Source organism: Streptomyces sp. NPDC059564 (genome assembly GCF_042735575.1).
Classification (GTDB): domain Bacteria; phylum Actinomycetota; class Actinomycetes; order Streptomycetales; family Streptomycetaceae; genus Streptomyces.
In genome coordinates, this window is sequence record NZ_JBHWBP010000088.1 from 1 (window position 1) to 26,302 (window position 26,302).

Annotated in this window: 21 protein-coding genes; 9 read left to right on the forward strand and 12 right to left on the reverse strand. The window is 72.0% G+C overall.

Features of this window, described 5'->3' with window-relative positions:
* Positions 1-51 precede the first annotated feature (51 nt).
* The 3 genes from greA to ACFV0Q_RS17405 all read right to left on the reverse strand — a co-directional run bounded on the left by greA (position 52) and on the right by ACFV0Q_RS17405 (position 1,671).
* Positions 52-549, reverse strand: coding sequence for a transcription elongation factor GreA (greA, locus tag ACFV0Q_RS17395; RefSeq protein WP_385006135.1), 498 nt, complete (start codon positions 547-549; stop codon positions 52-54).
* Positions 550-705: 156 nt separating this feature from the next.
* On the reverse strand, positions 706-963 hold the full coding sequence (locus tag ACFV0Q_RS17400; RefSeq protein ID WP_385006137.1) for a hypothetical protein: 258 nt from the start codon (positions 961-963) through the stop codon (positions 706-708).
* Positions 964-1,257: 294 nt separating this feature from the next.
* Positions 1,258-1,671, reverse strand: coding sequence for a DUF4307 domain-containing protein (locus tag ACFV0Q_RS17405; protein ID WP_385006139.1), 414 nt, complete (start codon positions 1,669-1,671; stop codon positions 1,258-1,260).
* Positions 1,672-1,777: 106 nt separating this feature from the next.
* Here ACFV0Q_RS17405 and mca point away from each other — a divergent pair, with 106 nt between their 5' ends.
* Both mca and ACFV0Q_RS17415 read left to right on the forward strand, forming a co-directional pair.
* Positions 1,778-2,659: a mycothiol conjugate amidase Mca gene (gene mca, locus ACFV0Q_RS17410; protein ID WP_385006141.1), complete on the forward strand. Its 882-nt coding sequence runs from the start codon at positions 1,778-1,780 to the stop codon at positions 2,657-2,659.
* Positions 2,660-2,661: 2 nt separating this feature from the next.
* Positions 2,662-2,916, forward strand: a complete 255-nt coding sequence (locus tag ACFV0Q_RS17415) for a hypothetical protein (RefSeq protein WP_385006143.1) — start codon at positions 2,662-2,664, stop codon at positions 2,914-2,916.
* Between the two features lie 76 nt (positions 2,917-2,992).
* Here the strand turns inward: ACFV0Q_RS17415 and ACFV0Q_RS17420 are convergent, their stop codons facing one another.
* A complete protein-coding gene (locus ACFV0Q_RS17420) occupies positions 2,993-6,238 on the reverse strand; it encodes a tetratricopeptide repeat protein (RefSeq protein WP_385006145.1) in 3,246 nt (1,081 codons plus the stop codon).
* Between the two features lie 251 nt (positions 6,239-6,489).
* Between ACFV0Q_RS17420 and ACFV0Q_RS17425 the strand changes: the two genes are divergently transcribed.
* The 5 genes from ACFV0Q_RS17425 (at position 6,490) to ACFV0Q_RS17445 (ending at position 15,447) form a co-directional block, all read left to right on the forward strand.
* Complete coding sequence (locus tag ACFV0Q_RS17425) at positions 6,490-8,544, forward strand: thioredoxin domain-containing protein (protein ID WP_385006147.1); 2,055 nt, start codon at positions 6,490-6,492, stop codon at positions 8,542-8,544.
* 242 nt (positions 8,545-8,786) lie between these two features.
* A complete protein-coding gene (locus ACFV0Q_RS17430) occupies positions 8,787-10,067 on the forward strand; it encodes a glycosyltransferase (RefSeq protein WP_385006149.1) in 1,281 nt (426 codons plus the stop codon).
* Positions 10,064-11,797: an ArnT family glycosyltransferase gene (locus ACFV0Q_RS17435; protein WP_385006151.1), complete on the forward strand. Its 1,734-nt coding sequence runs from the start codon at positions 10,064-10,066 to the stop codon at positions 11,795-11,797. The genes ACFV0Q_RS17430 and ACFV0Q_RS17435 overlap by 4 nt, the downstream gene beginning before the upstream one ends.
* Positions 11,798-11,803: 6 nt before the next feature.
* Positions 11,804-13,006: a glycosyltransferase gene (locus ACFV0Q_RS17440; RefSeq protein ID WP_385006153.1), complete on the forward strand. Its 1,203-nt coding sequence runs from the start codon at positions 11,804-11,806 to the stop codon at positions 13,004-13,006.
* 23 nt (positions 13,007-13,029) lie between these two features.
* Positions 13,030-15,447, forward strand: a complete 2,418-nt coding sequence (locus tag ACFV0Q_RS17445; protein ID WP_385006155.1) for a galactose oxidase-like domain-containing protein — start codon at positions 13,030-13,032, stop codon at positions 15,445-15,447.
* Between the two features lie 107 nt (positions 15,448-15,554).
* Here ACFV0Q_RS17445 and ACFV0Q_RS17450 read toward each other — a convergent pair whose 3' ends face one another.
* Positions 15,555-16,244 carry a hemolysin III family protein gene (locus tag ACFV0Q_RS17450; protein ID WP_385006157.1) on the reverse strand — a complete coding sequence of 230 codons (690 nt, stop codon included), beginning with the start codon at positions 16,242-16,244 and terminating at the stop codon, positions 15,555-15,557.
* 220 nt (positions 16,245-16,464) lie between these two features.
* Between ACFV0Q_RS17450 and ACFV0Q_RS17455 the strand changes: the two genes are divergently transcribed.
* Positions 16,465-18,306 carry a phosphoenolpyruvate carboxykinase (GTP) gene (locus tag ACFV0Q_RS17455; protein WP_385006159.1) on the forward strand — a complete coding sequence of 614 codons (1,842 nt, stop codon included), beginning with the start codon at positions 16,465-16,467 and terminating at the stop codon, positions 18,304-18,306.
* A gap of 69 nt (positions 18,307-18,375) precedes the next feature.
* Here ACFV0Q_RS17455 and ACFV0Q_RS17460 read toward each other — a convergent pair whose 3' ends face one another.
* Genes ACFV0Q_RS17460 through ACFV0Q_RS17475 form a run of 4 tightly spaced genes read right to left on the reverse strand, consistent with a single transcriptional unit; the run spans position 18,376 to position 22,925 of the window.
* Complete coding sequence (locus ACFV0Q_RS17460; RefSeq protein ID WP_385006161.1) at positions 18,376-19,008, reverse strand: hypothetical protein; 633 nt, start codon at positions 19,006-19,008, stop codon at positions 18,376-18,378.
* Positions 18,995-20,644: a substrate-binding domain-containing protein gene (locus tag ACFV0Q_RS17465; RefSeq protein ID WP_385006163.1), complete on the reverse strand. Its 1,650-nt coding sequence runs from the start codon at positions 20,642-20,644 to the stop codon at positions 18,995-18,997. Before ACFV0Q_RS17465 ends, ACFV0Q_RS17460 begins: the two co-directional genes overlap by 14 nt.
* Positions 20,644-21,828 (reverse strand): toxic anion resistance protein, encoded by a 1,185-nt coding sequence (locus ACFV0Q_RS17470; RefSeq protein ID WP_385006165.1) that lies wholly within the window; start codon positions 21,826-21,828, stop codon positions 20,644-20,646. Before ACFV0Q_RS17470 ends, ACFV0Q_RS17465 begins: the two co-directional genes overlap by 1 nt.
* Positions 21,825-22,925 (reverse strand): hypothetical protein, encoded by a 1,101-nt coding sequence (locus ACFV0Q_RS17475; protein ID WP_385006167.1) that lies wholly within the window; start codon positions 22,923-22,925, stop codon positions 21,825-21,827. The genes ACFV0Q_RS17470 and ACFV0Q_RS17475 overlap by 4 nt, the downstream gene beginning before the upstream one ends.
* Before the next feature lie 143 nt (positions 22,926-23,068).
* On the opposite strand from ACFV0Q_RS17475, the gene ACFV0Q_RS17480 reads away from it, so the two are divergent.
* On the forward strand, positions 23,069-23,461 hold the full coding sequence (locus ACFV0Q_RS17480) for a hypothetical protein (protein ID WP_385006169.1): 393 nt from the start codon (positions 23,069-23,071) through the stop codon (positions 23,459-23,461).
* A gap of 7 nt (positions 23,462-23,468) precedes the next feature.
* Here ACFV0Q_RS17480 and ACFV0Q_RS17485 read toward each other — a convergent pair whose 3' ends face one another.
* The 3 genes from ACFV0Q_RS17485 to ACFV0Q_RS17495 form a co-directional block, all read right to left on the reverse strand.
* Positions 23,469-24,005, reverse strand: coding sequence for a hypothetical protein (locus ACFV0Q_RS17485; protein ID WP_385006171.1), 537 nt, complete (start codon positions 24,003-24,005; stop codon positions 23,469-23,471).
* Between the two features lie 305 nt (positions 24,006-24,310).
* Positions 24,311-24,709 carry a hypothetical protein gene (locus ACFV0Q_RS17490; RefSeq protein ID WP_385006173.1) on the reverse strand — a complete coding sequence of 133 codons (399 nt, stop codon included), beginning with the start codon at positions 24,707-24,709 and terminating at the stop codon, positions 24,311-24,313.
* A 125-nt stretch (positions 24,710-24,834) separates the two neighbouring features.
* Complete coding sequence (locus ACFV0Q_RS17495) at positions 24,835-26,046, reverse strand: pyridoxal phosphate-dependent aminotransferase (RefSeq protein ID WP_385006175.1); 1,212 nt, start codon at positions 26,044-26,046, stop codon at positions 24,835-24,837.
* Positions 26,047-26,302: the final 256 nt, after the last annotated feature.

The window sequence follows — 26,302 nt, forward strand, 5'->3', positions numbered from 1 at the left end:
AGCCCCCGCCGGACCGGGTGCGGCGGGGGCATTCGCGTACGACAGGGGTGATCAGCCGGTGAAGGGCTTGACGGCCAGGATCTTGACCAGGGCCTTCTTGCCGTTCGGCAGCTCGTACTCGCCGTTCTCGCCGATCTTCTTGCCCATCACGCCGCTGCCCAGCGGGGACTGCGGGGAGTAGGTCTCGAAGTCCGAGGACGCGTACTCGCGGGAGGCCAGCAGGAACTCCAGCGTGTCGTCCTCGTCGCCGTCGAAGGCGATCGTCACGAGGGTGCCGGGAGCCACGACGCCCTCGGCGGCGGGCGCGGTGCCGACCTTCGCGTTCTCCAGGAGCTGGGTGAGCTGCCGGACGCGGAGCTCCTGCTTGCCCTGCTCCTCCTTGGCCGCGTGGTAACCGCCGTTCTCCCGCAGGTCGCCCTCTTCCCGGGCGGCCGCGATCTTCGTCGCGATCTCCGTGCGGGCAGGACCAGAGAGGTAGTCCAGCTCGGCCTTCAGCTGGTCGTACGCCGCCTGGGTCAGCCAGGTGACGCTCTCGCTCGTCTGGGTCACGGGTGCTCCTCGTCGGTACAGGGGACTACAAAGCCGCCAGCGGCGGGCGAAACCACGAGCCTAACAATTCGGGAAGAAAAGGGGGAGGACACACTGTGTATGAAGTGTGTCATTGCGCCCGGCGCACATGCCGTCCATCCGCGGGCGCACCGGCCGTCAGCGCTCGAAATTGGTCAGGACACAGCCCTCGACCTGCGCCTTTTCCAGCCGGTAGCCGACCGGTGCGGTGCAGCCGGTCTCACAGTTCAGGTACAGGAACTGGAGGTCGTACAGCCCGTGGCGCACGTCCTTGCTGTCGCTCTCCACCGCGATGTCCGTCCCCACCAGCAGCTTGCCGGCGGTGGCCCGCAGCCGCCCGTCGTCCTTCAGATCGGCCAGCTGCGCCGCCTTCGCCCTGGCCTGGAGGGTCTTCATGTCGGAGACGGTGTCCAGCCAGTTCAGGTTGTGCGCGCCCGGCTTCTCGGGCCCCTCGGTGGAGGGGTCGTGCGGCTCGCAGGTCGGAGTGGACGAGGTCCACGGCGGTCCCGGTCTTCGACGGGACGGCCACGAAGTTCTTGCCGACGATCACCCGGCTGAAGATCCCGTAGTCGCCTGCGCCTCCGCGAGCGAGGCCGGCCCGGAGCCGTTGGCGGCGGGAGGGGCCTGGGCGGGCGCTCCGGCGGTCGCGATCGGACCCGCGGCGGGCGGACCGGCCTTGGCCCCGGGAACTCAGCCCTTCGCGGAGGCGGCCTGGCAGCCGACGAGCTCGACCATCGTGGCCCGGCCGGTGGTCTTCAGCGTGACCATCTCGTCCACCCGCTTGTCGCGCTGCGCGAAGGTGAAGTCCGCGCGGCCCACCTCGCCGTGCTCCTTGTCCTGGGAGCTGAGGGTGCACACGCCGGTGACCGAGGACTCCTTGCGGACCTCCAGGTGCACCTTGACCTCGGAGTCCGACACGATCTGGAACTTGATCACCTCGGCGCTGACGGTCTGCCCGCCGACGTAGTCCCAGCCGATCCACCCGACCACGACCAGCAGCCCGACCCCGAGCACCGACCCGACGACCTTGAGCTTCCGGTCCGCACGCTCATCCGCCGACCGGCCGTACCGGCCCTCGGGCAGCCCTTCGCGCACCGCACTCATGATCGTTCCTCTCGATGGGGAGGGTGAGGCACCCCTGGAATTTTCCGACCCCCGATTCGGTCACTATAAGAGTTGTCTGTCGCGCCGAATCACAAGGGATCCTGTCTTGACCGAGCAGCTTCGACTGATGGCCGTCCACGCCCACCCCGACGACGAGTCGAGCAAGGGCGCGGCCACCATGGCCAAGTACGTGTCCGAGGGAGTTCCCGTCCTGGTGGTGACCTGCACCGGCGGGGAGCGCGGCTCCGTGCTGAACCCCAAGCTCCAGGGCGACAAGTACATCGAGGAGAACATCCACGAGGTGCGGGCCAAGGAGATGGACGAGGCCCGCGAGATCCTGGGGATCGAGCAGGAATGGCTGGGCTACGTCGACTCCGGCCTGCCCGAGGGCGACCCGCTGCCGCCGCTGCCCGAGGGCTGCTTCGCGCTCGCGGACGTCGAGGAGGCCGCCGGCGAGCTGGTGAAGAAGATCCGCGCCTTCAAGCCGCAGGTCATCACCACGTACGACGAGAACGGCGGCTACCCGCACCCCGACCACATCATGACCCACAAGATCACGATGGTGGCCTTCGACGGCGCGGCCGACGCCGACAAGTTCCCCGAGGCCGAGTACGGCACCCCGTACCAGCCGCAGAAGCTCTACTACAACCAGGGCTTCAACAAGCCGCGCACCATCGCCCTGCACGAGGCGCTCCTCGCCCGCGGCCTGGAATCCCCCTACGGGGAGTGGCTGGAGCGGTGGAAGGAGTTCGAGCGCACCGAGCGGACCCTGACCACCCACGTGCCCTGCTCCGACTTCTTCGAGATCCGTGACAAGGCGCTCATCGCGCACGCCACGCAGATCGACCCCGACGGCGGCTGGTTCCGCGTCCCGATGGAGATCCAGAAGGAGGTCTGGCCCACCGAGGAGTACGAGCTCGTGAAGTCGCACGTCGACACTTCCCTCCCCGAGTCCGACCTCTTCGCGGGCATCCGGGAGAATGCGTAGCTATGAGCGCTACGCAGGCAGCAGTCACCCAGCTCCTTCCGCTGGCCGCCGACACCTTCGACAAGAACAAGGTGACCCCCGGAATCCTGGGCTTCATCGTGTTCGCCGCCCTCGCCGTCGCCGTGTGGGGCCTGATGAAGTCCATGAGCCGGCACATGGGCCGGGTCGACTTCAAGGAGGCCCCGGAGCCGGCGGCCGCCGCCGCGGCCCCGGCCGCCGCCGCGGCCCCGGCCGCCGACGGCGCCAAGGCCCCGTAGGACCGCCCGCGCGTACGCCGCCCCGCCGCCGCATACCGGCGGGGCGGCGGTTTCCGTGCGGGCCGACGCCCCCTCGTCACTCCGGGGCGGGCGCCGCCACCGGGACGCCCATGACCTCCCGGGCGTGCAGGTCCGGAACCATGCCCAGGCGCCACGCCTGCCAGCCCTCCGCCGGGTCCACGCCCCGCGCCAGGACCACCCCGTACGTCTCCAGGCAGTCCGCCAGCCGCCCGTCGCGCATCGGATGCGGGGCCGCCGTCAGCCGGGCCAGCTCCGCCCGCGCCTCCTCCGGCGCCGCCGGGACCGCGTACGGGAGCAGCGTGCAGCGCAGGAAACGGGCCCAGTCCTCACCGCGCCGGTCCCCGTACGAGATGAACAGCCGGGTCGCCTCCTCGCACAGCACCAGCGCCTGCGACACCCGCCCGTTGCCCGCGTCGACCACCGCGAGCTCCAGACAGGTCCAGGCCTCCCCGTGGGCCAGCCCGATCCGCCGGAAATCGGCCCGGGCGTCCATCAGCAGCTGCCGGGCGAACCCGGAATTGCGCAGGTTCCCCGTCTGCGCCGCCCGCTGGTCGCGGGTGACCCGGCCCGACTGGTACCGGGCGTGCGCCAGCCCGTACACGTCCCGCATCCGCGAGAACATCGTCCGGGCCCGCTCCAGCTCCCGCACCGCCCGGTCCCGCTCCCCGTCCTCCTCCAGCGCCTGCCCGAGGTAGTACAGCGTCCACGCCTCACCGCGGGCGTCCTCCGCGAGCCGGTGGCGGGCCAGCGCGTCCCGCAGCCGCTCCAGCGCCCCCGCCGGATCCCCGTCCACCACCCGGGCCCGGCCCAGCTGGGTCAGCGCCCACGCCTCGCCCCGGTCGTCGCGGGTGCGCCCGTACAGCTCCAGCGCCCGGCCCAGCTCCGCCTCCGCCCGCGGTACGTCGCCCAGCCGCAGGTGGACCTGGCCCAGCTGGAAGTGCGCCCACGCCTCCCCGTGCACGCTCTCGCTGTCCCGGTGCAGGGCGAGGGACTCCTCCAGCAGTGCCATCGCCTCCGCCAGGTGCGCCCGGTCCCGCTCCACCGCCGCCAGCGCGTGCAGCCCCCACGCCCGGTCGCCCGCCAGCTCCGCCGGCTCCTGGAGCACCAGCGCCTCCCGCAGGCGGGCCGCCGCCTCCGGCAGGTTGCCCTGGTGGTGCAGGGTGATGCCGAGCGAGACCAGCGCCATGCCCGCGCCCGCCTCCTGCCGGGCCTCCTTGTACTGGTCCACCAGCGAGGTCAGCGTGGTGCGCGCCTTGTCCAGCTCGCCGAGCTGGCGCGCCGCGATGCCCGTACGCCACTGCACCGACCGGTTCAGCCGCCCCTGGTCCACGGCCCGCGTCAGCTCGTCGATCTCGCCGAGCCGGTACAGGTCCCCGCGCAGCAGGCAGAAGTCGCACAGTGCGCCCAGCAGGTCCAGCACCGCCTGCTGGTCCACGCCCTCCGAGTGCCGCAGCGCCGCCGTGATGAAGCTCGACTCCTCGTCCAGCCAGCGCAGCGCCGCGTCCAGGGAGGCGAAGCCGTGCCCGTCGAAGTGGTTGGCGCGCGTGGACATCTTCCCGTCGACCATCCGGATCACCGAGTCCGCGAGCTGCGCGTAGTCGCGGATCAGCCGCTCGTGGGCGGCCGCCGCCTGCTCCCGGTCCTCGTCCGCCGCCAGCCGGGCCGCCGCGTAGGCCCGTACCGCGTCGTGCATCCGGTACCGCTCCCCGCGTACGAGGTCCAGCAGGCCCGCCCCGGCCAGTTCGCGCAGCAGCCGCCCGGCCTCGACCCGGTCCGCGCCGGCCAGCGCCGCCGCCGCGGCCGCGCCCAGCGAGGCCCGGCCCGCCAGCGGCAGCCGCCGCAGCAGCCGGCGCCGCTCCTCCGGCAGGCGTGCGTACGCGAGGTCCAGGGCGTGCTCCAGCGAGCCGTCCCCGGCGTCCGAGGACCGCGCCGACCCCAGCGGCGCCAGTACGCGCAGCGCCAGCGGCAGCCCCGCGCCCAGCTCCAGCAGGCCCTGCCGCGCCCCCTCGGCCGGTGCCGCCTCGCCCGCCGCCCGCGCCCCGGCGACCAGCACCTCGGCGGCCTCCGCGCCCGCGAGGCGCACCACCGGCAGCTGGTGGACCCACGCCGACAGGTCGGACGGCAGCTCCAGCGGTTCCCGCGCCGTCACCAGCACCAGGCTCTCGGAGCGCTCCGGGACGAGCGTGCGCACCTGCGCCGGGTCCACCGCGTCGTCCAGCACCACCGTCACCGGCAGCCCCTGGAGGTGCTGGTGGTACAGCTCGCCGAGCCGGCGCACCTGCTGCTCCGCCGAGGCGCCCTCGCGGAAGAGGAGCTGCTCGCGGGGGGCGCCGAGCCGGTTCAGCAGGTGCAGCAGCGCCTCGCGGGTCGGGAGCGGGGGTTCCCCGGGGGCGGAGGAGCCGCCGCGCAGGTCCACCAGGCAGGCGCCGCGGAACTGGTCGCGGAGCGCGTGGGCGGCGCTCAGGGCGAGGGCGGTGCGGCCCACCCCCGGTTCGCCGTGCAGCACCACGACGACGGGGCGGGTCTCGGTGCTGGCCCGGGCGGCCTGGACCCACTGGGCGATGCGGGTCAGCTCGGCGCGGCGGCCGGTGAAGAGCCCGCCGGCGTCGGGGAGCTGGCCGAAGGACTGCTCCAGCATGCTGCGTCTGCGGGCCTCCGCACTGCGGTCGGCTCCGCGCAGCGGCTGCGCGGCCCCGGCGCCGAGGCCGGCTCCCGGCCCGGCGCCCGCTCCGAGCCCGTTGGCGTTGCCGGTGCCGCCGCGCGCGGGTATCCGTACCGGGCGCTGCTGCTCCAGGAAGGGACGTATCCCGCGTACCTCCAGTGCCGTCAGCCACTGCAGCCTCAGCTGTTCGGGCCCGCCGGGGCGGCCCGCGGCCCCGGCCCGGCGGTTCGCGGCGGGCAGGTGCACGGCCGTCACCTTGGCCACCGTCGTCGCCGCCCCCGCGACGCCCACGACGATGCCCGCGCTGAGCGCCGTACCGGCGGCGACGCCGAAGGCCATGTCCGCTCCGGCCGCGGCGACGGCCGCGACGGCCGACACCAGCAGGGCCGTCGAGGTGCTCCCGTGCCGGAAGGCCTCCCCGAGCGACTGCTGCCCGGCCGCGGCCTCGTCCAGGGCCGCCACGTACGCCGCGTACTCCTGCGCCGCGGCGGCGGCGAGCCCGTCCAGGGCCTCCCGCCCGCGCGCCAGCAGGGCCGCCCGGTCGACGGGTGCGCCCGCGCCCGCGCCCGCCCGCCGGGCCTCCTCCTCGACGGCCCGGGCCAGCAGCCGCTCGGCCTCGACACGATGGCTGTCCCGCATCGGCATCCTCCTCGCAGAGCTCCGTGCAACGTGCGCCAAGTGTGCGGCGGGACCAGGGCGAGCGCGAGGGAATCTGAGCTAGTTCAGAGGGAGTTGACGCCTCATCGGCCATCCCCGCGCATATATGCGCACGCGCCGCGGTCCGCCGGGGCCACGAGTACGAAAACCCGCTCATCGCATCACGTCCCCGAACCGGCCGCCCGCTGGCCCCGTCACGCCGCGCGCGCCGGACGGTGCGGCAGGATGGGCCCATGCCGAACCGCCTCGCGAACGAGACCTCGCCGTATCTGCTCCAGCACGCCGACAATCCCGTCGAGTGGTGGCCCTGGTCGCCGGAGGCGTTCGCCGAGGCCCGCGAGCGCGGGGTGCCGGTGCTGCTCAGCGTCGGCTATTCGAGCTGCCACTGGTGCCACGTCATGGCGCACGAGTCGTTCGAGGACGAGCTGACGGCCGCCTACCTCAACGAACACTTCGTCAACGTCAAGGTGGACCGCGAGGAGCGGCCCGACGTCGACGCCGTCTACATGGAGGCCGTGCAGGCCGCGACCGGGCAGGGCGGCTGGCCCATGACCGTGTTCCTGACCGGCGAGGCCGAGCCCTTCTACTTCGGCACCTACTTCCCGCCCGAGCCCCGGCACGGCATGCCCTCCTTCATGCAGGTGCTCGAAGGCGTACGGACCGCCTGGGTCGGGCGGCCCGAGGAGGTCGCCGAGGTCGCGCGGCGGATCGTGGGGGACCTGGCCGGGCGGCAGCTGGACTACGGCAAGGCCGGGCTGCCCGGCCCCGAGGAGCTGGCCGGGGCGCTGCTCGGGCTGACCCGCGAGTACGACTCCGTACGCGGCGGCTTCGGCGGGGCGCCGAAGTTCCCGCCGTCCATGGTGCTGGAGTTCCTGCTGCGCCACCACGCCCGCACCGGTTCCGAGGGCGCCCTCCAGATGGCGGCCGACACCTGCGAGGCCATGGCCCGGGGCGGGATCTACGACCAGCTCGGCGGCGGCTTCGCCCGGTACTCCGTGGACCGGGAGTGGGTCGTGCCGCACTTCGAGAAGATGCTCTACGACAACGCCCTGCTGTGCCGGGTCTACGCCCATCTCTGGCGGGCCACCGGATCGGACCTCGCCCGGCGGGTCGCGCTGGAGACGGCCGACTTCATGGTCCGCGAACTGCGCACCGACCAGGGCGGGTTCGCCTCCGCCCTCGACGCCGACAGCGAGGACCCGGTGAGCGGCAAGCACGTCGAGGGCGCCTACTACGCGTGGACCCCGGCGCAGTTCACCGAGGTGCTCGGCGAGGACGACGGGGCCCTGGCGCAGGCGTACTTCGGGGTCACGGAGGAAGGCACCTTCGAGCACGGCACGTCCGTGCTGCAACTCCCGCAGGACGGCCCCGCCCTCGACGCCGAGCGCCTCGCCGGGATCAAGGAGCGGCTGCTCGCCGCCCGCGCCCTGCGGCCCGCGCCCGGCCGGGACGACAAGATCGTCGCCGCCTGGAACGGGCTGGCCATCGCGGCGCTCGCCGAATGCGGCGCGTACTTCGACCGGCCGGACCTGATCGAGCGGGCCACCGAGGCCGCCGACCTCCTCGTACGGGTCCACATGGACGGCTCCGCCCGCCTCGCCCGCACCAGCCGCGACGGCCGCGTCGGCCCCAACGCCGGGGTGCTGGAGGACTACGGCGACGTCGCCGAGGGCTTCCTCGCGCTGGCCTCCGTCACCGGCGAGGGGGTCTGGCTGGAGTTCGCGGGGTTCCTCGTCGACCTGGTCATGGCCCGGTTCACCGCCGAGGACGGCTCGCTCTACGACACCGCGCACGATGCGGAGAAGCTCATCCGCCGGCCGCAGGACCCCACCGACACGGCCGCCCCCTCCGGCTGGACGGCCGCCGCCGGCGCGCTCCTCTCGTACGCCGCGCAGACCGGCTCGGAGCCCCACCGCACGGCGGCCGAACGGGCGCTCGGGGTGGTGCGGGCCCTCGGGCCGCGCGCCCCGCGCTTCATCGGGCACGGCCTCGCGGTGGCCGAGGCGCTCGTGGACGGGCCCCGCGAGGTGGCCGTCGTGGGGCACCCGGAGGATCCGGCGCTGACGGCGCTGCACCGGACCGCGTTGCTGGGGACGGCTCCCGGGGCGGTGGTGGCGGTCGGGCTGCCGCGCGCCGCGGACGGGAGCGGGGGCGAGTTCCCCCTGCTGGCCGAGCGCACACTCGTACGCGACCGTCCGACGGCGTACGTGTGCCGGCACTTCGTCTGCGCACGCCCTACGACCGAACTGGTCGAGCTGGCGGAGCAGTTGGGGACGGTTCGTCCCTAAATCGACGGGAGTGCCGTCAATTCCGGTTGTCGTACGAGAACTCGGAAACGTGGTTTTTATCTGGGCGGCTCCTCCGCTTCATCTTCCCTGCCTAATCTCATGGCTTCGGGAGTCACCGAGACCGCGCACCGGGGGGTGCGCGCGAGGGGGAAGCGGAGGCGGCGGGCCGGGGGGCCTGTAGCGCGCCTCCGGGGGGTTTGCCGATCGCCGCCTGGGGTTGCGGCATGTCTGTGGGGGACAGTTTGTTCACTTCTGTGTTCATTTCTGCCATTTCGCTGGCGCTGTTCTGGATGGCCGCCTTCACCTTGTGGTGGCAGATGCACGCATGGCGCACGCCCGAGACGCTCGCCGCGACCCGGTTCGACCGCCCCGACGGCGGCGACCGGCTCGCCTTCTCGCTCCTCCTGCCCGCCCGCCACGAGCAGGCCGTCCTGGAGCACACGATCGACCGGCTCCTCGAATCGAGCCACACCGACTACGAGATCATCGTGATCGTCGGCCACGACGACCCCGAGACGGCGGCCGTCGCCGAACGCGCCGCGGCCGCGGCGCCCGGCCGGGTCCGCGTCGTCGTCGACCACCACGCGACGAAGAACAAGCCGAAGGCCCTCAACACGGCCCTCCCGCACTGCCGGGGCGACATCGTCGGGGTCTTCGACGCCGAGGACCAGGTCCACCCGGAGCTGCTCTCGCACGTCGACCACGCCTTCCGGGCCACTGGCGCGGACGTGGTCCAGGGCGGGGTCCAGCTCATCAACTTCCACTCCAGCTGGTACAGCCTGCGCAACTGCCTGGAGTACTTCTTCTGGTTCCGCTCCCGGCTGCACCTGCACGCCGAGAAGGGGTTCATCCCGCTCGGCGGCAACACCGTCTTCGTGCGCACCGGGGTGCTGCGCGAGGCGGGCGGCTGGGACCAGAACTGCCTCGCCGAGGACTGCGACCTGGGCGTGCGGCTCTCGTCGGCGGGCAAGAAGGTGGTCGTCGCGTACGACTCCGACATGGTCACCCGCGAGGAGACCCCGGGCTCGCTGATGAGCCTGCTCAAGCAGCGCACCCGCTGGAACCAGGGCTTCCTGCAGGTGTACCGGAAGAAGGACTGGCGGCAGCTGCCCGGCCGCGGCCAGCGCTGGCTGGCCCGCTACACGCTGATGACGCCCTTCATGCAGGCGGCCTCCGGGGTGATCATCCCGGTGAACTTCGCCGTCGCGGTCTTCCTCGACGTGCCGGTCGGCATCGCGATCATCACCTTCCTGCCGATGATCACGGCGATGGTGACCTTCGTCTTCGAGATCGTCGGGCTCCACGACTTCGGCCGCCAGTACGGCCTGCGGGTCCGCTTCGTGCACTACCTCAAGCTCGTCGTCGGCGGCCCCTTCTACCAGGTGATGCTGGCGGGCGCGGCGATCCGCGCGGTCTGGCGCGAGCAGCGCGGCCGCAACGAATGGGAACTGACCAGCCATACCGGCGCCCACCTGACCGGGGCGACGGCCTCCACCGCGATCCGAGAGGACAGCCACCGGTGACCGCCACCCTGCCCACGGCCACTGATCCCCAGCCCCAGTCCCAGTCCCCGTCCGGCGCCACCGCCACAGCCACAGCCACAGCCACCGCCACCGAACCCCGCGTCCCCGCCCAGCGCGGTCCCAGCAGCCCCGGCAGCACCGGCGGGCCCAGCGTCCGTCCGCCCGCTCCCCTCCGCCCGCTCGTCCGCTTCCGCTCCTCGCGCGCCGATCTGCTGCTCTGCGGCACGCTGCTGCTGGCGATCGTCCTCGTCCAGGGCTGGAACATCACCCACTTCCCGACCCTGAGCGACGACGAGGGCACGTACCTCGCGCAGGCGTGGGCCGTCCAGCAGGGCCAGGGCCTCGCCCACTACACGTACTGGTACGACCACCCGCCGCTCGGCTGGATCCAGGTCGCCGGACTGACGTACCTGCCCTCCCTCTTCGTGCCCGACTGGATGACGGTCGCGCCGATGCGGTTCTCGATGCTCGCCGTCTCCGCCGCCAGTTCCGTCCTGATCTACGTCCTCGCGCGCCGGCTCTGGCTGCCGCGCTGGGCGGCCGGACTCGCGATGGGCCTCTTCGGGCTGTCCCCGCTCTCGGTCGTCCTGCAGCGGGAGATCTTCCTCGACAACCTCGCCGTGATGTGGATGCTGCTGGCCTTCTGCCTCGCCGCGTCCCCCAGCCGCCACCTGTGGCACCACTTCGGTTCGGGCCTGGCGGCCGCCACCGCCGTCCTGACCAAGGAGACGATGCTGGTGGTGCTCCCGGCGCTGCTGGTGACGATGTGGCGCCACAGCCACCGCGACACCCGGAAGTTCGCCGTCACCGGAGCCGTCACCGCCTGCGCGCTGATAGGGCTCGCGTACCCGCTGTTCGCCCTGCTCAACGGCGAACTGCTGCCCGGCGCCGGACACGTCTCCCTCATCGACGGCATCACCTACCAGATGGGCCGCCCCGGCTCCGGCTTCATCCTCGACCCCGGCTCCGGGTCGCACGGGGTGTTCCGGTCCTGGCTGTACTACGACACCGTCCTGCCGCTCGGCGGCCTGGCCGGCGCCGTCCTGCTGCTGGCCACCACCAGGTGGTCGGTCACCGCCCGGGCGCTGGCCGGGCCCGCCCTGGCCGTCGTGATCCTCGCGCTGGTCGCGCTGCGCCCCTCCGGCTACCTCCCGGCCATGTACGTGATCCAGGCCCTGCCCTTCCTCGCGCTGGTCCTCGCCGCCGCCGCGGCCAGCGTCACCCACGCCGTCCTGCGCCGCCGCCGCGGCCCGGGGGAGCGCCGCGCCCTGGTGTGGGCGCGCTGGGCGCTGACCTTCGTACTCGCCGCGTCCGCCGCGCTCTACGTGCTGCCGCGCTGGTACGAGGGCAACCGCACCGCCCTCACCGTCGACGCCAACGCCCCGTACCGGCAGGCCGCGGCCTGGCTCGGCGCGGAGGTCGCCGACCCGGCGAACACCCGCGTCCTCGTCGACGACGCGCTTTGGCTCGACGCTGTTCACCGCGGTTTTGCACCCGGAACGGGCGCCATCTGGTTCTACAAGGCGGACCTCGACCCGGCCGTCACCGCGACCCTGCCGCGCGGCTGGCGGGACATCGACTACGTCGTCTCCTCGCCCACCGTGCGTCGCGACGCGGCGGACCTGCCCAACGTGAAGGCTGCACTGGAGCATTCGACCGCGGTCGCCGTCTTCGGTACGGGCGAGGACCGTATCGAGATCCGCCGCACCGACCGCGAGAGTGGGAGCTGAGCCACCATGAGCGAGGACCTGTGGCCCCCGCGTGCCCTGGACCTGCCGGAAGCCGCCGACCGTCCGGAAGCCGCCGACCTGCCGGCGCCCGTATCCGGCAGCGTCACCCTGATCATCCCGACCTTCAACGAGGCCGCCAACGTGGGGGAGTTGCTGAGCAGGCTCCGAGCCTCGATCCCCGCGCACCCGCCCTGTGAGGTGCTCTTCGTCGACGACTCCACCGACGACACCCCGGCCGTCATCGAGAAGGCGGCCGCCGACTGCCCCTTCCCGGTGGCCGTCCTGCACCGGGAGGTCGCCGAGGGCGGCCTCGGCGGGGCCGTCGTCGAAGGGATCGAACGGGCCGGCTCCGAGTGGATCGTCGTCATGGACGCCGACCTCCAGCACCCGCCCCACCTGGTCCCCGAACTCGTCGGCGAGGGCACGCGCACCGGCGCCGACCTGGTCGTCGCCTCCCGCTACATCGCCGGCGGCAGCCGCGCGGGACTCGCCGGGAGCTACCGCGTCGCCGTCTCGCGCGGCGCGACCTGGCTGGCCAAGGGCCTCTTCCCGCGCGCCCTGCGCGGGATCAGCGACCCGATGAGCGGCTTCTTCGCGATGCGCCGCTCGGTGGTCAGCGCCGATGCCCTCAAACCCCTCGGCTACAAGATCCTCCTGGAGCTGGCCGTCCGCTGCCGCCCCGCGAAGACCGCCGAGGTCCCCTTCGTCTTCCAGGACCGGTTCGCCGGCGAGTCCAAGTCCGGCGCCCGCGAGGGGATGCGCTTCCTCGCGCACCTGGCCGCCCTGCGCTCCGCGAGCCCGCTCGCCCGGATGATCGGCTTCGGCCTGATCGGGCTCTCCGGCTTCGTCCCGAACCTGCTGGCCCTGTGGCTGCTCACGCACGCCGGGGTCCAGTACCTGGCCGCCGAGGTCCTCGCCAACCAGGCCGGGGTGCTGTGGAACTTCCTCCTCATCGAGTCCCTGCTCTTCCGCGACCGCCGCCGCCACCGCCACTGGGCGGACCGGATCGGCCGCTTCGCGCTCCTCGCCAACGCCGATCTGCTCCTGCGGATCCCGCTCATCGCGCTGTTCGTCGCCCGGCTCGGCCTCGACGTCCTGCCCGCGACGGCCCTCGCGCTCGTCACCACCTCCGTCCTGCGCTTCGCCGCCACCGAAGCCCTCGTCTACCTGCCGCGCGGGCCGCGCGCGGCGAGCGCCACCAGGAGTTGAGCCGCACCGAAAGGACACCCCGCATGCAGACGAAGATCCGACGGAGGGCAGGGCGCCGGGCCGCCTTCCTCGCCGTCGGGGCGATGACCGCCGGCCTGCTGCTCACCGCACCGCAGCAGGCCACGGCCGGACCGCCCAACCTGCTCACCAACCCCGGTTTCGAGACCGCCGGCCCGGCCGGCGCCGACATGCCGTCCTGCTGGGAGAAGTCCGGCTGGGGCGACAACGACTTCACCTTCGCCACCGTCGCCGACGCGCACGCCGGCACCAAGGCCATGAAGGTCTCCCTCACCCGCCGCGTCGACGGCGACCGCAAGGCCCTGGTCACCGAGAACGCCACCTGCGCCCCCACCGTCACGCCGGGCAGGCAGTACGACCTGTCGGCCTGGTACAAGTCGAACACCCCCGACGTGTCCGTGACCGTCTTCCGCCACGACACCACCGCGGGCTGGCAGTACTGGACCGACCTGCAGAACCCGCCGGTCAGCGCCGCGTGGGCGCGCACGGAGGTCCGTACGCCCGCCGTCCCGCCGAACACCGACAAGATCACCTGGGGTCTGTCCGTCTACGGCGTGGGCACCCTCACCACCGACGACTACGCGGTGGAGGAGGTCGGCGCGGTCCCGCCCCAGCCCGCCTGCACGGGCACGCCCGAGCAGTGCGCGAAGGGCAAGTGGGAGGTGATGGCCGCCCAGAACCCGGTGCGTTCGATGCACGCCGTCGTCCTGAAGAACGGGAAGGTGCTGCTGATCGCGGGCTCCGGCAACGACATATCCCAGTTCAACGCCGGGACCTTCACCTCCGCCGTGTACGACCCGGTGGCGGGCTCGGTCAAGACGATCCCGACGCCCGTGGACATGTTCTGCTCCGGGCACGTGCAGCTGGCCGACGGCCGGGTGCTGGTGATGAGCGGCAACAAGGGGTACCCGTCCGCCGACGGCAAGATCGGCTACCAGGGGCTGAAGGACTCGTACGTCTTCGACCCGGCCACCGAGAAGTACACGAAGACCAACGACATGAACGGCGGCCACTGGTACCCGTCCGCCACCGTCCTCGGCAACGGTGACGTGATCTCCTTCGGCGGCCTGAAGGAGGACTCCACCGGCAACGTCACCGCCGAGAAGTTCTCCGCGGCGCAGGGCAAGTGGCTGCCGATGAACCAGGTCAACCAGACCTGGTCGTACTGGGGCCTGTACCCGTCGATGATCCTGATGCAGGACGGCCGGCTCTTCTACTCCGGCAGCCACACCTTCGGCAACGGCACGGCCGGATCGGGTTCCTCGGTCTACGACTACGACGCCAACACCGTCACCGACGTGCCCGGACTGCGCAAGAAGGACGAGCGCGACGAGTCGGCGAGCGTCCTGCTGCCCCCGGCCCAGGACCAGCGGGTGCTGACCATCGGCGGCGGAAACAACGAGACCAACCCGGCCGCGAACCGGCTCACCGACATCATCGACCTGAAGAAGCCGAGCCCCGGCTACACCGCGGGCCCCGACCTCCCGCAGGGCCTCGTCGACGTCGGGGCGGGCAAGCGCCCGCAGACCGGCGCCGAGGGCAAGATGTACGTCTCCGCCGTGCTGCTGCCCGACGGCAAGGTGCTGGAGACCGGCGGCGGCCTGCACGACCGGGCCGACCCGGTCTTCGAGGCCTCCTTCTTCGACCCGGCGAACAACACCTACCAGCCGGGCCTGGCCGCCGACCCGATCCCGCGCACGTACCACTCGGGCGCGTTCCTGCTGCCCGACGGCCGGGTCATGTCGGTCGGCGACAACCCCGGCAACGGCACGTACAACCACGCCGTGTCGGTCTACACCCCGCCGTACCTCTTCAAGGGCCCGCGCCCGCAGCTCACCTCCGTGATCGACACGGAGTGGGTGTACGGGGACACGCAGCGGATCACCGTCAACCGGCCGATCGCCAAGGCGGAACTGATCCGCCCGGCGGCCGTCACCCACTCCTCCGACCCCAACCAGCGGTTCGTGGACCTGCCCATGACGGTGGTCAACAACACCACCATCGACCTCAACGTCACCAGCAACCCCAACCTGGCGCCGCCCGGCTGGTACATGCTCTTCGGCGTCGACGCGAACGGCGTCCCCTCGGTCGCCACCTGGGTCCACCTCGGCGGAGCCCCCACCCTCGCGGCGGCGCAGCAGCAGCCGGCGGCGCACGAGCACGCCTTCGCGAACGAACTGGCCGCCCCGAAGTCCAACCCGGGGCAACGGGACGCGGCCCCGGTCGCCCCGACCGTGGCCGGCTGCGACCGGCACTACGGAACGGCGAGCGTCTGTGTCCCCACCCGCTTCCCGGCGGAGGTCCCGCAGACGACGAAGGCCCGCTGCGACTGGCTGGCCGCGCACCGCTTCCCGCAGCGGATGAAGGTCAACGGCAGCGACCCGCTGCGCCTCGACCCGGACGGTGACGGCTCCGCCTGCTGAACGGCGGCGGGCCCGGCCGCCCGACACGGTCCGGCCCCGGCACGCACGTGCCGGGGCCGGACCCTTCGCGGTGCCGGGCTCCGCGCCGGCGGCTCAGTGCGGGCGGATCAATGCTGGTAGGCGGCCAGTGAGATGCCGACGTAGTGCGCCACGAAGGCCGCCAGCGTCAGGGAGTGGAACACCTCGTGGAACCCGAAGAAGCGGGGGGACGGGTTGGGCCGCTTCATGCCGTAGATGACGCCGCCCACGCTGTAGAGCAGGCCGCCGGCGATCACCAGGACCAGGACGGCGATGCCGCCGGTGCGCAGGAAGTCGGGCAGGAAGAAGACCGCCGCCCAGCCCATCGCTATGTAGCACGGGGTGTAGAGCCAGCGCGGGGCGCCGACCCAGAAGACGCGGAAGGCGATGCCGGCGGTGGCCGCGATCCACACCGCCCACAGCAGGGTCCGCCCGGTGGAGTCCGGCAGGAGCAGCACGGTGAGCGGGGTGTAGGTGCCGGCGATGATCAGGAAGATGTTGGCGTGGTCGAGCCGGCGCAGGATGGCCTCGCCGCGCGGTCCCCACGTACCGCGGTGGTAGACGGCGCTGACTCCGAAGAGCAGGCACGCGGTGAGGACGTACACCCCGCAGGCGACGCGGGCCCGCGTGGAGTCGGTGAAGGCCATCAGCACGAGGCCCGCGATCACTACGGCGGGGAACATTCCGGTGTGCAGCCAGCCGCGCATCAGCGGCTTGGCTTCGGTCTCCGCCTCCGGCGCTGCCGGTGAGGCCGCTACGGCGGCGGCGTCAGAAGTCATGGTCAACATGCTACCTACGGGTCCGTAGGTTTCTGTTAGTGCTCTTTACGGAAGATTGACGGACGTGGCGATGCTCACGTGAGAGGCCCTCTGGACATATGCGCACATGCACCGGATGATCAGATGAGTGCGGTCGGCACCGGATGAGCGGAGCGCGAAGCATCCGGGTCGCAGCCCCCACGGGGCATACACCAAACAAACCCCTCAACAAGGAGCGATCGTGGCGCGCGACAACGCGGCTCCCACTTCCATCCCGACGACCCACCAGGAGCTGATCTCCTGGGTGGACGAGATCGCTGCCCTCACGCAGCCGGACCGAGTCGTCTGGTGCGACGGCTCCGAGGCCGAGTACGAGCGCCTGTGCGAGGAGCTCGTCGCCAAGGGCACGTTCAAGAAGCTCGACGAGACGAAGCGCCCGAACTCGTACTACGCCGCCTCCGACCCCTCCGACGTCGCGCGCGTCGAGGACCGGACCTTCATCTGCTCCGAGAAGGAGGAGGACGCGGGCCCGACCAACCACTGGAAGGCCCCTTCCGAGATGAAGGAGCTCTTCGCGGGGCAGGAAGGTATCTTCCGCGGCTCCATGAAGGGCCGGACGATGTACGTCGTCCCCTTCTGCATGGGCCCCCTCGGCTCCGAGCTCTCCGCGATCGGCGTCGAGATCACCGACTCCGCCTACGTCGCGGTCGCCATGCGCACCATGACCCGCATGGGCAAGGCCGTCCTCGACGAGCTCGGCACCGACGGCTTCTTCGTCAAGGCCGTCCACACCCTCGGCGCTCCGCTCGCCGAGGGCCAGGACGACGTGCCGTGGCCCTGCAACACCACCAAGTACATCTCGCACTTCCCCGAGACCCGCGAGATCTGGTCCTTCGGCTCCGGCTACGGCGGCAACGCCCTCCTCGGCAAGAAGTGCTACGCGCTGCGCATCGCCTCCGTCATGGCGCGCGACGAGGGCTGGCTCGCCGAGCACATGCTGATCCTCAAGCTCACCCCGCCGCAGGGCGAGGGAGGAGCCGAGGCCGCCAAGTACATCGCCGCCGCGTTCCCGAGCGCCTGCGGCAAGACGAACCTCGCCATGCTGGAGCCGACCATCCCCGGCTGGAGCGTCGAGACCGTCGGCGACGACATCGCCTGGATGCGCTTCGGCGAGGACGGCCGCCTCTACGCGATCAACCCCGAGGCCGGCTTCTTCGGCGTCGCCCCCGGCACCGGCGAGCACACCAACGCCAACGCCATGAAGACCATGTACGCCAACACCGTCTTCACCAACGTCGCGCTCACCCCCGACGGCTCCGACGTCTGGTGGGAGGGCATGACCGAAGAGGCGCCCGCGCACCTCATCGACTGGAAGGGCAACGCCTGGACCCCGGAGTCCGAGACCCCGGCGGCCCACCCCAACGCCCGCTTCGCCGTCCCGGCGTCCCAGTGCCCGACGATCGCCCCCGAGTGGGAGGACCCCAAGGGCGTCCCGATCTCCGCGATCCTCTTCGGCGGCCGCCGCGCCTCCGCCGTCCCGCTGGTCACCGAGTCCTTCGACTGGAACCACGGCGTCTTCATCGGCTCGAACATCGCCTCCGAGAAGACCGCCGCCGCCGAGGGCAAGGTCGGCGAACTGCGCCGCGACCCCTTCGCGATGCTGCCGTTCTGCGGCTACAACATGGGTGACTACATGGCCCACTGGGTCAAGGTCGCCGCCGACAAGGACCAGGCCAAGCTCCCGAAGATCTACTACGTGAACTGGTTCCGCAAGAACGACGCGGGCAAGTTCGTGTGGCCCGGCTTCGGCGAGAACAGCCGCGTCCTGAAGTGGATCGTCGGACGCCTCGAAGGCACCGCCGAAGGCGTGGAGACCCCCATCGGCGTCCTGCCGACCAAGGACTCCCTGGACCTCGACGGCCTCGACCTCCCGGCCGCGGACCTCGACTTCCTCCTCACCGTCGACAAGGAGGTCTGGCGCGAGGAGGCCGCCCTGGTCCCCGAGCACCTGAACACCTACGGCGACCACACCCCCAAGGAGCTGTGGGACCAGTACCACGCGCTCGTCGAGCGCCTGGGCTAGCCCCGGCCCCACCCCAAGACCCCCGCGGCCGGCTGTCCCCGGCCGAGGGCTGACGCGGGATTCCCCGACCTAGGATTCCCTGCGACCTTCCAAATAGGTCGTGTGCGTCTGCTGACGGCGGGCCTCCGTTTCACGGAGGTCCGCCGTCACGCGTTCCGCCTCCTCCAGCAGCAGCGTCAGCTGCCGCTCCAGGTGCCGCTCCGGCGACTCGCCCCCCGGCGTCAGCCGCGTCCACCACCGCGTCCGGTTGTACGTGTCCACGCACTCCGGCACGTCCAGCCGGATCGCCCGCGACAGCCGGTGCACCGCCTCCGGCTCCGTGGCCAGCACGTCCGCCACCCACCCCGGATCCAGCAGCGCCGCGTACAGGCCCAGCAGCTCGCTCAGCCGCGCCCCCGCGACCGCGGGCAGCTCCACCTCCGCCACGTACGCGCGCAGCCGCCCCAGGTCCTCCCGTACGACGCCCAGCTGCTGCGCCGGATCCGGGAAGTGCGGGGCGTCGACCCGCTCCGGCGGCGCGATCAGCGCGCCCGCCCCGTACAGGCCCACGACCACCACCGGCCAGTACGCGCCCGCCACCCCGGCCAGGGTCAGCCCCAGCCCGGCGAGCCCGCACACGCTGCCCGCCAGGTTCTTGCGCGACTCCAGGTAGGCCAGCACCCGCGCCGAGGGCCCCCCGGCCGGCGCCCTATTGGTAGCCACGGATCTCCTCGAAGGCCCCGTCCAGGGACCCGCCCCCAGCTACCGCTGGGGGGACCCCCGTGTCCGTCGCGTCGAAGAGCCGCCCGCCCGTCAGCTCGGTGATGTGGGTGAGTTCCTTGCGGTCCGAGTCCCCGAACAGCACCGCGAACACCGGAGTGTGCTTCTGCCCTTCGGGCAGCCCCGCGTAGAAGGAGTCGAAGTCCTGCACCTTGTCCCCGCTCTGCCCGTCCGTCATGAGCACGATCGAGGTGAACGCATCGGCGTTCCCCTGCCCCAGGTGCTGGTACGCGGCCTTCAGGCTGCCGTACACGGCCGTGCCCCCCTCAGGGCGGAGGGATTTCACGTCACCCCGGATCGCGTCCAGGGCAGGACCCGGGTTGCCCGGCTCCACGACGTGCGTCAGCACCTTCTTCACCTTGTCACCGAAGGGGAGCAGAGTCACCTCCTCGCGGTCCCTGAATCGCTCACCGGTTCCCGAACTGCCGGTCCCCGTCAGCTCGGTGAGCGCGGACTTCAGCCGCCCGATCCGGTCCTGCTCCTCCATCGAGCCCGACGTGTCCAGGACGTACACCGTGCGCGAGGGCCGGCGCAGGTCGTTCTCGTACGAGGCCAGCAGACCGTCCGCCACCGACCGCGAGCCCGGGAACGGCAGCTCGCGCCGCTTCTCCGCGTCCAGCCCCGCCGCCGGAGTCACCCCGGCCGCCACCGGCCGCCGCAGCGTCTTCTCGGTGATGGCCTTCTGCGCGGTGTCCCCCCGCAGGTACTCCGTCAGCAGCCGCCCCGACTCCCGCGCCCCGGCCGGAGCCGAGGTCAGCAGCGTCAGCGGATAGTGCGCGGTCACCACCCCGTCCTTCGGCCGGATCACCGTCAGCGGCGCCTTCGCCCTGTCGTTCATCGACAGCAGCACCGACTCGTAGTTGACCAGCGCGTCCACGTCGTCGCGCTTCGCGTACGCGCTCACCAGCCAGCCGGAGGAACCCGACGTCAGCTTCTGCCCCTTGAAGAACTCCCGCAGCTTCGGCTGCGCCTTCGCCACGTCGGCGTCGGTCAGCGCCGACTGCGCCCCCGACAGCCCCGAGGCCACCGACACCAGCGCGGAGAAACCGGAGTTCGAGCGCACCGGGTCCGTCATCCCGTACGACAGCTTCCCGGCGGCGACGGCCTCCTCGACCGCCGACCAGGTCACCTCCTGCGGCTTCCAGCCCAGCCGGGCCATCGCCTCGGGCTTCACGCCGAGCGCGACCGGCGAGGACATGACCGGCGTCTCGTTGGCGAGCTTCGTCGCCGCCTCCGGGCGCAGCCGCAGGTAGTCGTTGGACGACAGCCAGATCGCGTCGTACTTCCCGTCGGCCTTGCCCGAGGCCACCTGCTCCGCCGCGTCCAGCGTCCCCGACCAGGTGAAGTCCACCGACACGCCGGTGGCGGCCTTCGCCGCCTTCAGGACCGGCTCCATGTCGGTGAGCTCGCTGGAGGCCAGCACCCGCAGCCGGCCCTCCTTGTACTCCTGCTGCTTGGAGCCGCCCGAGCCGCCCGACCCGCCGGAAGCGGCCGAAGGCTCGTCGGAGGTGCAGGCCGACGCCCCCAGCAGGGTCGCGGCCAGGGCCGCGGCCGCCGCGATCCGCGTACGCATCCTCATCATCGCTCCCCGCCTTCCAGGGCGCTCGCGTTCCGCGTCCGCGCCAGATGTGCCGAGGCCGACCGCAGTTCACCGGTCAGGGATTCCACGGTCGCCGCCATGTTCTCGGTGGCCTGCACCTTGAAGGTGTCGATCGCGTCGAGGGTCTCGTAGATCTGCGCGAACGCCGTCCGCAGCGTCTCCGCCCCGACCGCCGGGTCCGCGGCGATCCGCTGGACCTCCCCGCTCTGCGTGGACAGCATCTCCGCGTTCCCCCGGATCAGCTCCTCCGTCGTCCCCTTCAGCGCGTTGACCTGCTCGGCCACCGTGCGCTGGCGCTCCAGCGCCGAGGCCAGCATCACCGCGATCCGCAGCGCGGACACGGTGGTCGTCGCGGCCCGGTCGACGCCCTTGATCAGCTCGTCGTTGGTGCGCCGCACCACGTCCATCGCCAGATAGCCCTGCGCGCACACCGCCAGCTGCGTCAGCAGGTCCTGGTGCTTCTGCCGCACCGGGAACAGCACGTCCGCGCGCAGCGCGTCCGCCTGTTGCGGATCGGTGCGCTCCGCCTCGGCGATCCGCTGCCCGACGGCCGCGTCCAGGGCCTCGGTGAGGACCGCGTACTCCTGGAGCTTGCCCATGGTCTCCCACAGCCGGCCCCGCTCGGTGTGCAGGGCCGCGTTGTCGCGGCGCAGCTCGTCCTGACCGCCGCGCAGCGCGCCCACGATCCGGTTGAGGGTGGCCTGCGAGGAGGCGTACCTGGCCACGTGGTCGCGCAGCCGGTTCCCGCCGAGCTTCGAGAAGATCTTGCCGAGGCCCTTCGCGGGCGTGTCCCGCGGATCCAGGTCCTCGACGGTGCGCCGCAGCTCGACGAGCGAGCCCGCGACCCGGGCCTGCGCGTCGCCGGCGCCGTCCGCGCCGAGGGAGCGTACGGCCCGCTCCAGCATCCGGTTCGACTGCTGGGCGGCGCTGCGGACGTCGGCCGAGCCCAGGGCGGCGATCTCGCCGATCCGGGTGGCGAACTCGGGCGAGCGGACGTCGATCCCGGCCAGCTGGCCGACGTACTCCCCGGCCCGGCGGGCCATCTCGTCGCGGACCCCGTCCTCCAGCGGGACGAGCCCGGAGGCCTGCTCCCGGCGGACGGGGGCGACGGGCTCCGGTGCGGTGAGGACGAGCGGGGCGTCCTCGGGCGGTGCCGGTGTCACGGCGTGTCCCCCTGTCCCTTGGCGCGGGCGGCCAGCGCCATCAGCACCTTGACGGTCGGCGCGCCGACCTGCCGGATGCCGGTCAGCCCCGGGTTGAGGTACCCGGCGTACGGGGCGGTCGCGGCGGTGAACTCGGCGACGCCCTCCTGCGGCCGGAAGCCGTGCCGTACGGCCAGCTCGCGCAGCTTCGGGTCGGTGGCGAGCAGGGTGCCGAGCTCCCGGGCCTTCTCGCTGATCGGCACGAAGGTGTGCGGGGAGTTGACGGTGGTGTCCGGGTAGAGCACCACCATGTTCCCGGCCTCCCCGGACGCCTGCTTCTGGAGCAGGAGCGAGGCCACCTGGGACTCGTAGGCCAGGATCAGCGGTTCGCCGCTGCCGCTGATGAAGGCCCGGAAGGGGTCGTCGGTGCTGGGCTCCAGCGCGCCCTGCACCGAGATCAGCTTGCGCAGCAGGGGGGCGGTGCGGGCGATCCCGGCGTCGTCGGAGACGACCGTGCTGTTGTTGGCGACGTTGGAGGTCGCGGCGATGAACAGGGCGCCCGAGTTGGAGGTGGCGGGATCGGTGGTCTTGATGAACACCGTGCCGGTCAGCTCGGGGTACCCGCCGGATCCGGGCAGCTGCTGCCAGGTCCGGTCCTCGCCGGCGGCCTTGAGGTAGGGGCCCATGAGGAGGGTGCCGGAGTTCTTCCCGGACATCTTCACGAGCCCGCCGTCGGCGAGCACCTTGGCGGCGTTGGCCCGGGCGATGACGACGAGCGGGGAGAAGAAGGGCTTGGTGGTCTGCGCGCCCTTGATTCCCGCGGAGGCCTCGATCTCCTGAGCGGGTTCACTGCTGCCGGGGAAGGCGAAGTCGTAATCCTTCAGGGCCAATTGATCCATGGCCCAGGATCCCGAGGTTTCGGTCTTCACGGTGTAGCCCTTGGCGGCAAGGGCCTTGCTGACGTCGGGGTCGCGGAAGAAATCGGACTTCTCCGAACCGATGACGCCTCGCACGCTCTTCGTTGGCGTGTGGTCTGGCCCTTGGCCCCCGAGGACGATGGCTGCGATCACGCCACCGATCAGGAGGACCGCCAGAGCGATACCCAGGATGCGTCTCACGGGTGCAGCGTGCTCGCGGAAACCCACATTCCGCGAGGATTTGAGTGAACGTCAGGTGTCCAGGCGGTCCCACTTCGAAATGCTGTGTGGGCCCGTGGGTGCTGGTGGGCCGGGCGGGGGCCCGGGAGGATCGTGCCATGGGCGTGAGCGCGTTGAAGTGGCAAGGCTGGCTGGTCGGCCTGATGGGGCTGGCGGGCCTGCTGGTGTTCGCCCCGCTGGGGCTCTACGTATGGGCCAGCGGCGGCAACGGCACCGCGGCGCCCCCGCCGCCGGACGTCCGCGTGACGGCCTGCCGCATCGACCCGGCGAGCCACCGGGTGGCGGCGACGGTGGAGGCGCGCGGCGAGGGCTCGTACGTGATCACGGTCGAGTTCCGCGACCAGCAGCCCCCGGGCCCCGGCGCCCGCACGTCCCAGTCCCTGCTCCGCATCCCGGGCCTCAATCCGGCCACCCCGTCCTACGCGGAAGCCATCGGCCCCACCTGGCCCCCGGCGACCACGCCGTGGTGCGGGGTGGCGGACATCGGCCCGGGGTGAGGGGGGTTCAGCGGGCGACGCGGAGGTTCCAGATGGTCAGCTGACCCTCGATCAGGCCGTACGTGCCGTCGTCGTAGTGGGTCGCGGTGACCTTGAGGAGGCCGATCGGCGAGCTCTCGTTGACCAGGCAGACACTGTCACCGTCCGCGACGACGACCGAGTTGCGCGACTGGGTGGCCAGCAGGTCCTTGCAGCCCTGGGCAGTGGGCTCCGCGGCGTCCGTCCAGAGGGCGGCGGTTCCCTTGACCTCCATCGAGCTCGACCCGTTGCGCCCGGCCGCGGGCCGGTAGCCGAAGGTGCTCCCGTCCCCCTTGCGCGGCGGCGTCTGCGTGAGGTCGAGGCCCTCCAGCCCGAGCACCACCTTGCCGGACCACCGTACGGAGCCGGCCCCGGCGGCCCCGGTCCCGGCGGCCCCGGTCGCGGGGCCCGCGGCGCTGCCCGCCGGGTTCTGCGGGGGCTGAACGTTGACCGTCGCCGATGTGGCGGGCGGAGCCGCCGCGGGCGACGGCGAACCGTTGGAGAAGGCGGCGATGGCACTGGCCACACCGGCGATAGCACTCACGACGGCCGCCGCGGCCGCCCAGACCTTGACCCGCGAAGTGCCCGCATGGGCCGGTGGCGTATGGGCGGGCGGCATAGGGGCCGGCGGGTACGGCGGCATGGCCGGCTGTTGCGACGGATCCTGCACGGCACGTCCCCCTGGGCTCCTCTATCGGCCCACCGGAGGAGCGGCGGACCGCTGACGCCCGTGACGATAGCAATTCCCCGGCGTCGCCAGGAACATGGTTGTCGGAGCATCCGAGGTCATGGCACCCGGTCCGGAGCCTCCGCGGCCCCGGACCGGGGCCGTCAGTGGGCGCCGGCCAGGTCGACGGAGTCGAGGGCGGCGGCGTGTGCGTCCATGCGCTCGGCGGCGAGGATCGCGACGGTGGTGTCGGCGCGGGACGCGGCGACGAGCAGGGCGCGGGCGGCGAGGTCGTGGGCGCGCCGGTGCAGGCCCGCCGGGTCCTCGGCGGAGTGCCGCGCGGCGCGGGCCGGGCGGGCGCCGCGCAGCCGCGTCACCTGGGCGGCGATGCGCTCGGCGGGACCCTCGAGCCCGAGCTCGTCGGTGAGGGTGAGCAGCGCGGAGAGGTGCCCGGCGAGCTGGATGTCCAGGGCCTCGGCGCGGCTGCGGCGCGGGTAGTCGTGCTCCGCGTGGTGGACGCCCCCGCGGTGGACGACCGGCTTGGAGCGGATCGGCTCGTACATGAGGAGGCCTCCTGCGTGGTCAGGAGACCATCCTACATTGGAACCGATCTAAGATTGAGTTGAATCCTGGTGGAGTATGGCCGGAGCCGCTTCCGCGGTACTCCGGCCACCGCCGCTTCCGCCCCCTACAGCTGCCCGTACCCCTCCAGGAAGTTCCCGATCCGGGTCACGGCGTCCGCGAGGTCCTTCGCGTTGGGGAGGGTCACGATCCGGAAGTGGTCGGGCTCGGGCCAGTTGAAGCCCGTACCGTGCACCACCATGATCTTTTCCGCCCGCAGCAGGTCGAGGACCATCTGCCGGTCGTCCTTGATCTTGTAGACGGCCGGGTCGAGCCGCGGGAAGGCGTACAGCGCGCCCTTCGGCTTCACACACGTGACGCCCGGGATCTGGGTGAGCAGGTCGTAGGCGACGTTCCGCTGCTCCAGGATCCGCCCGCCCGGCAGGACCAGGTCCTCGATCGACTGCCGGCCGCCGAGCGCGGTGGCGACCGCGTGCTGCGAGGGCATGTTCGCGCACAGGCGCATGTTCGCGAGGATCGTCAGGCCCTCGATGTACGAGGCGGCGTGCTTCTTGGGGCCGCAGACCGCCATCCAGCCGGCCCGGAAGCCCGCGACGCGGTAGTTCTTCGACAGCCCGTTGAACGTGAGCGTCAGCAGGTCCGGTGCGATGGCGGCGGTGTTCGTGTGCGTGGCGCCGTCGTAGAGGATCCGGTCGTAGATCTCGTCCGAGCAGACCACCAGGTTGTGGCGGCGGGCGATGTCCGTCAGCCCGCGCAGCATCTCGTCGTCGTAGACGGCGCCGGTGGGGTTGTTCGGGTTGATGATCACGATCGCGCGGGTGCGGTCGGTGATCTTGCGCTCGACGTCGGCGAGGTCCGGCATCCAGTCGGCCTGCTCGTCGCAGCGGTAGTGCACGGCCGTACCGCCGGCGAGGGAGACGGAGGCGGTCCACAGCGGGTAGTCCGGCGCGGGGACGAGGACCTCGTCGCCGTCGTCGAGCAGCGCCTGCATCGACATCTGGATCAGCTCGGAGACGCCGTTGCCGAGGTAGATGTCCTCGACGTCCAGCTCGATGCCCTTGGTCTGGTAGTGCTGCATGACCGCGCGGCGCGCCGAGAGCAGGCCCTTCGCGTCCCCGTAACCGTGGGCGTTGCCCAGATTGCGCAGCATGTCCTCAAGGATCTCCGGCGGGCACTCGAAGCCGAAGGCCGCGGGGTTGCCGGTGTTGAGCTTGAGGATGCGATGACCTGCTGCTTCGAGCCGCATCGCCTCTTCGAGGACGGGGCCGCGGATCTCGTAGCAGACATTGGCGAGTTTCGTTGACTGGATCACCTGCATGACGGGAGCTTACGGGCCCCGGCGGCGGCCCGCTCCGCCATTTCGGCCGGAGATGACGGAGCGAAATGCCCCGTTTCGCGTGATGCGTTGGTGGCGACCCCGTCCACCCTTTGAAACGGCGGCCCGGCGTCCGTTCCGGCCTGCGGAATGGGTGGGGGTGGGGTGGGGGCGGGGAAATGTTGCGCTGGTCACCTTGGGGGGTGGGGGGTGGGGTGGGCGGGACACCCCCGGGCCGGGGCGGTGGAGGGCTGGGGCC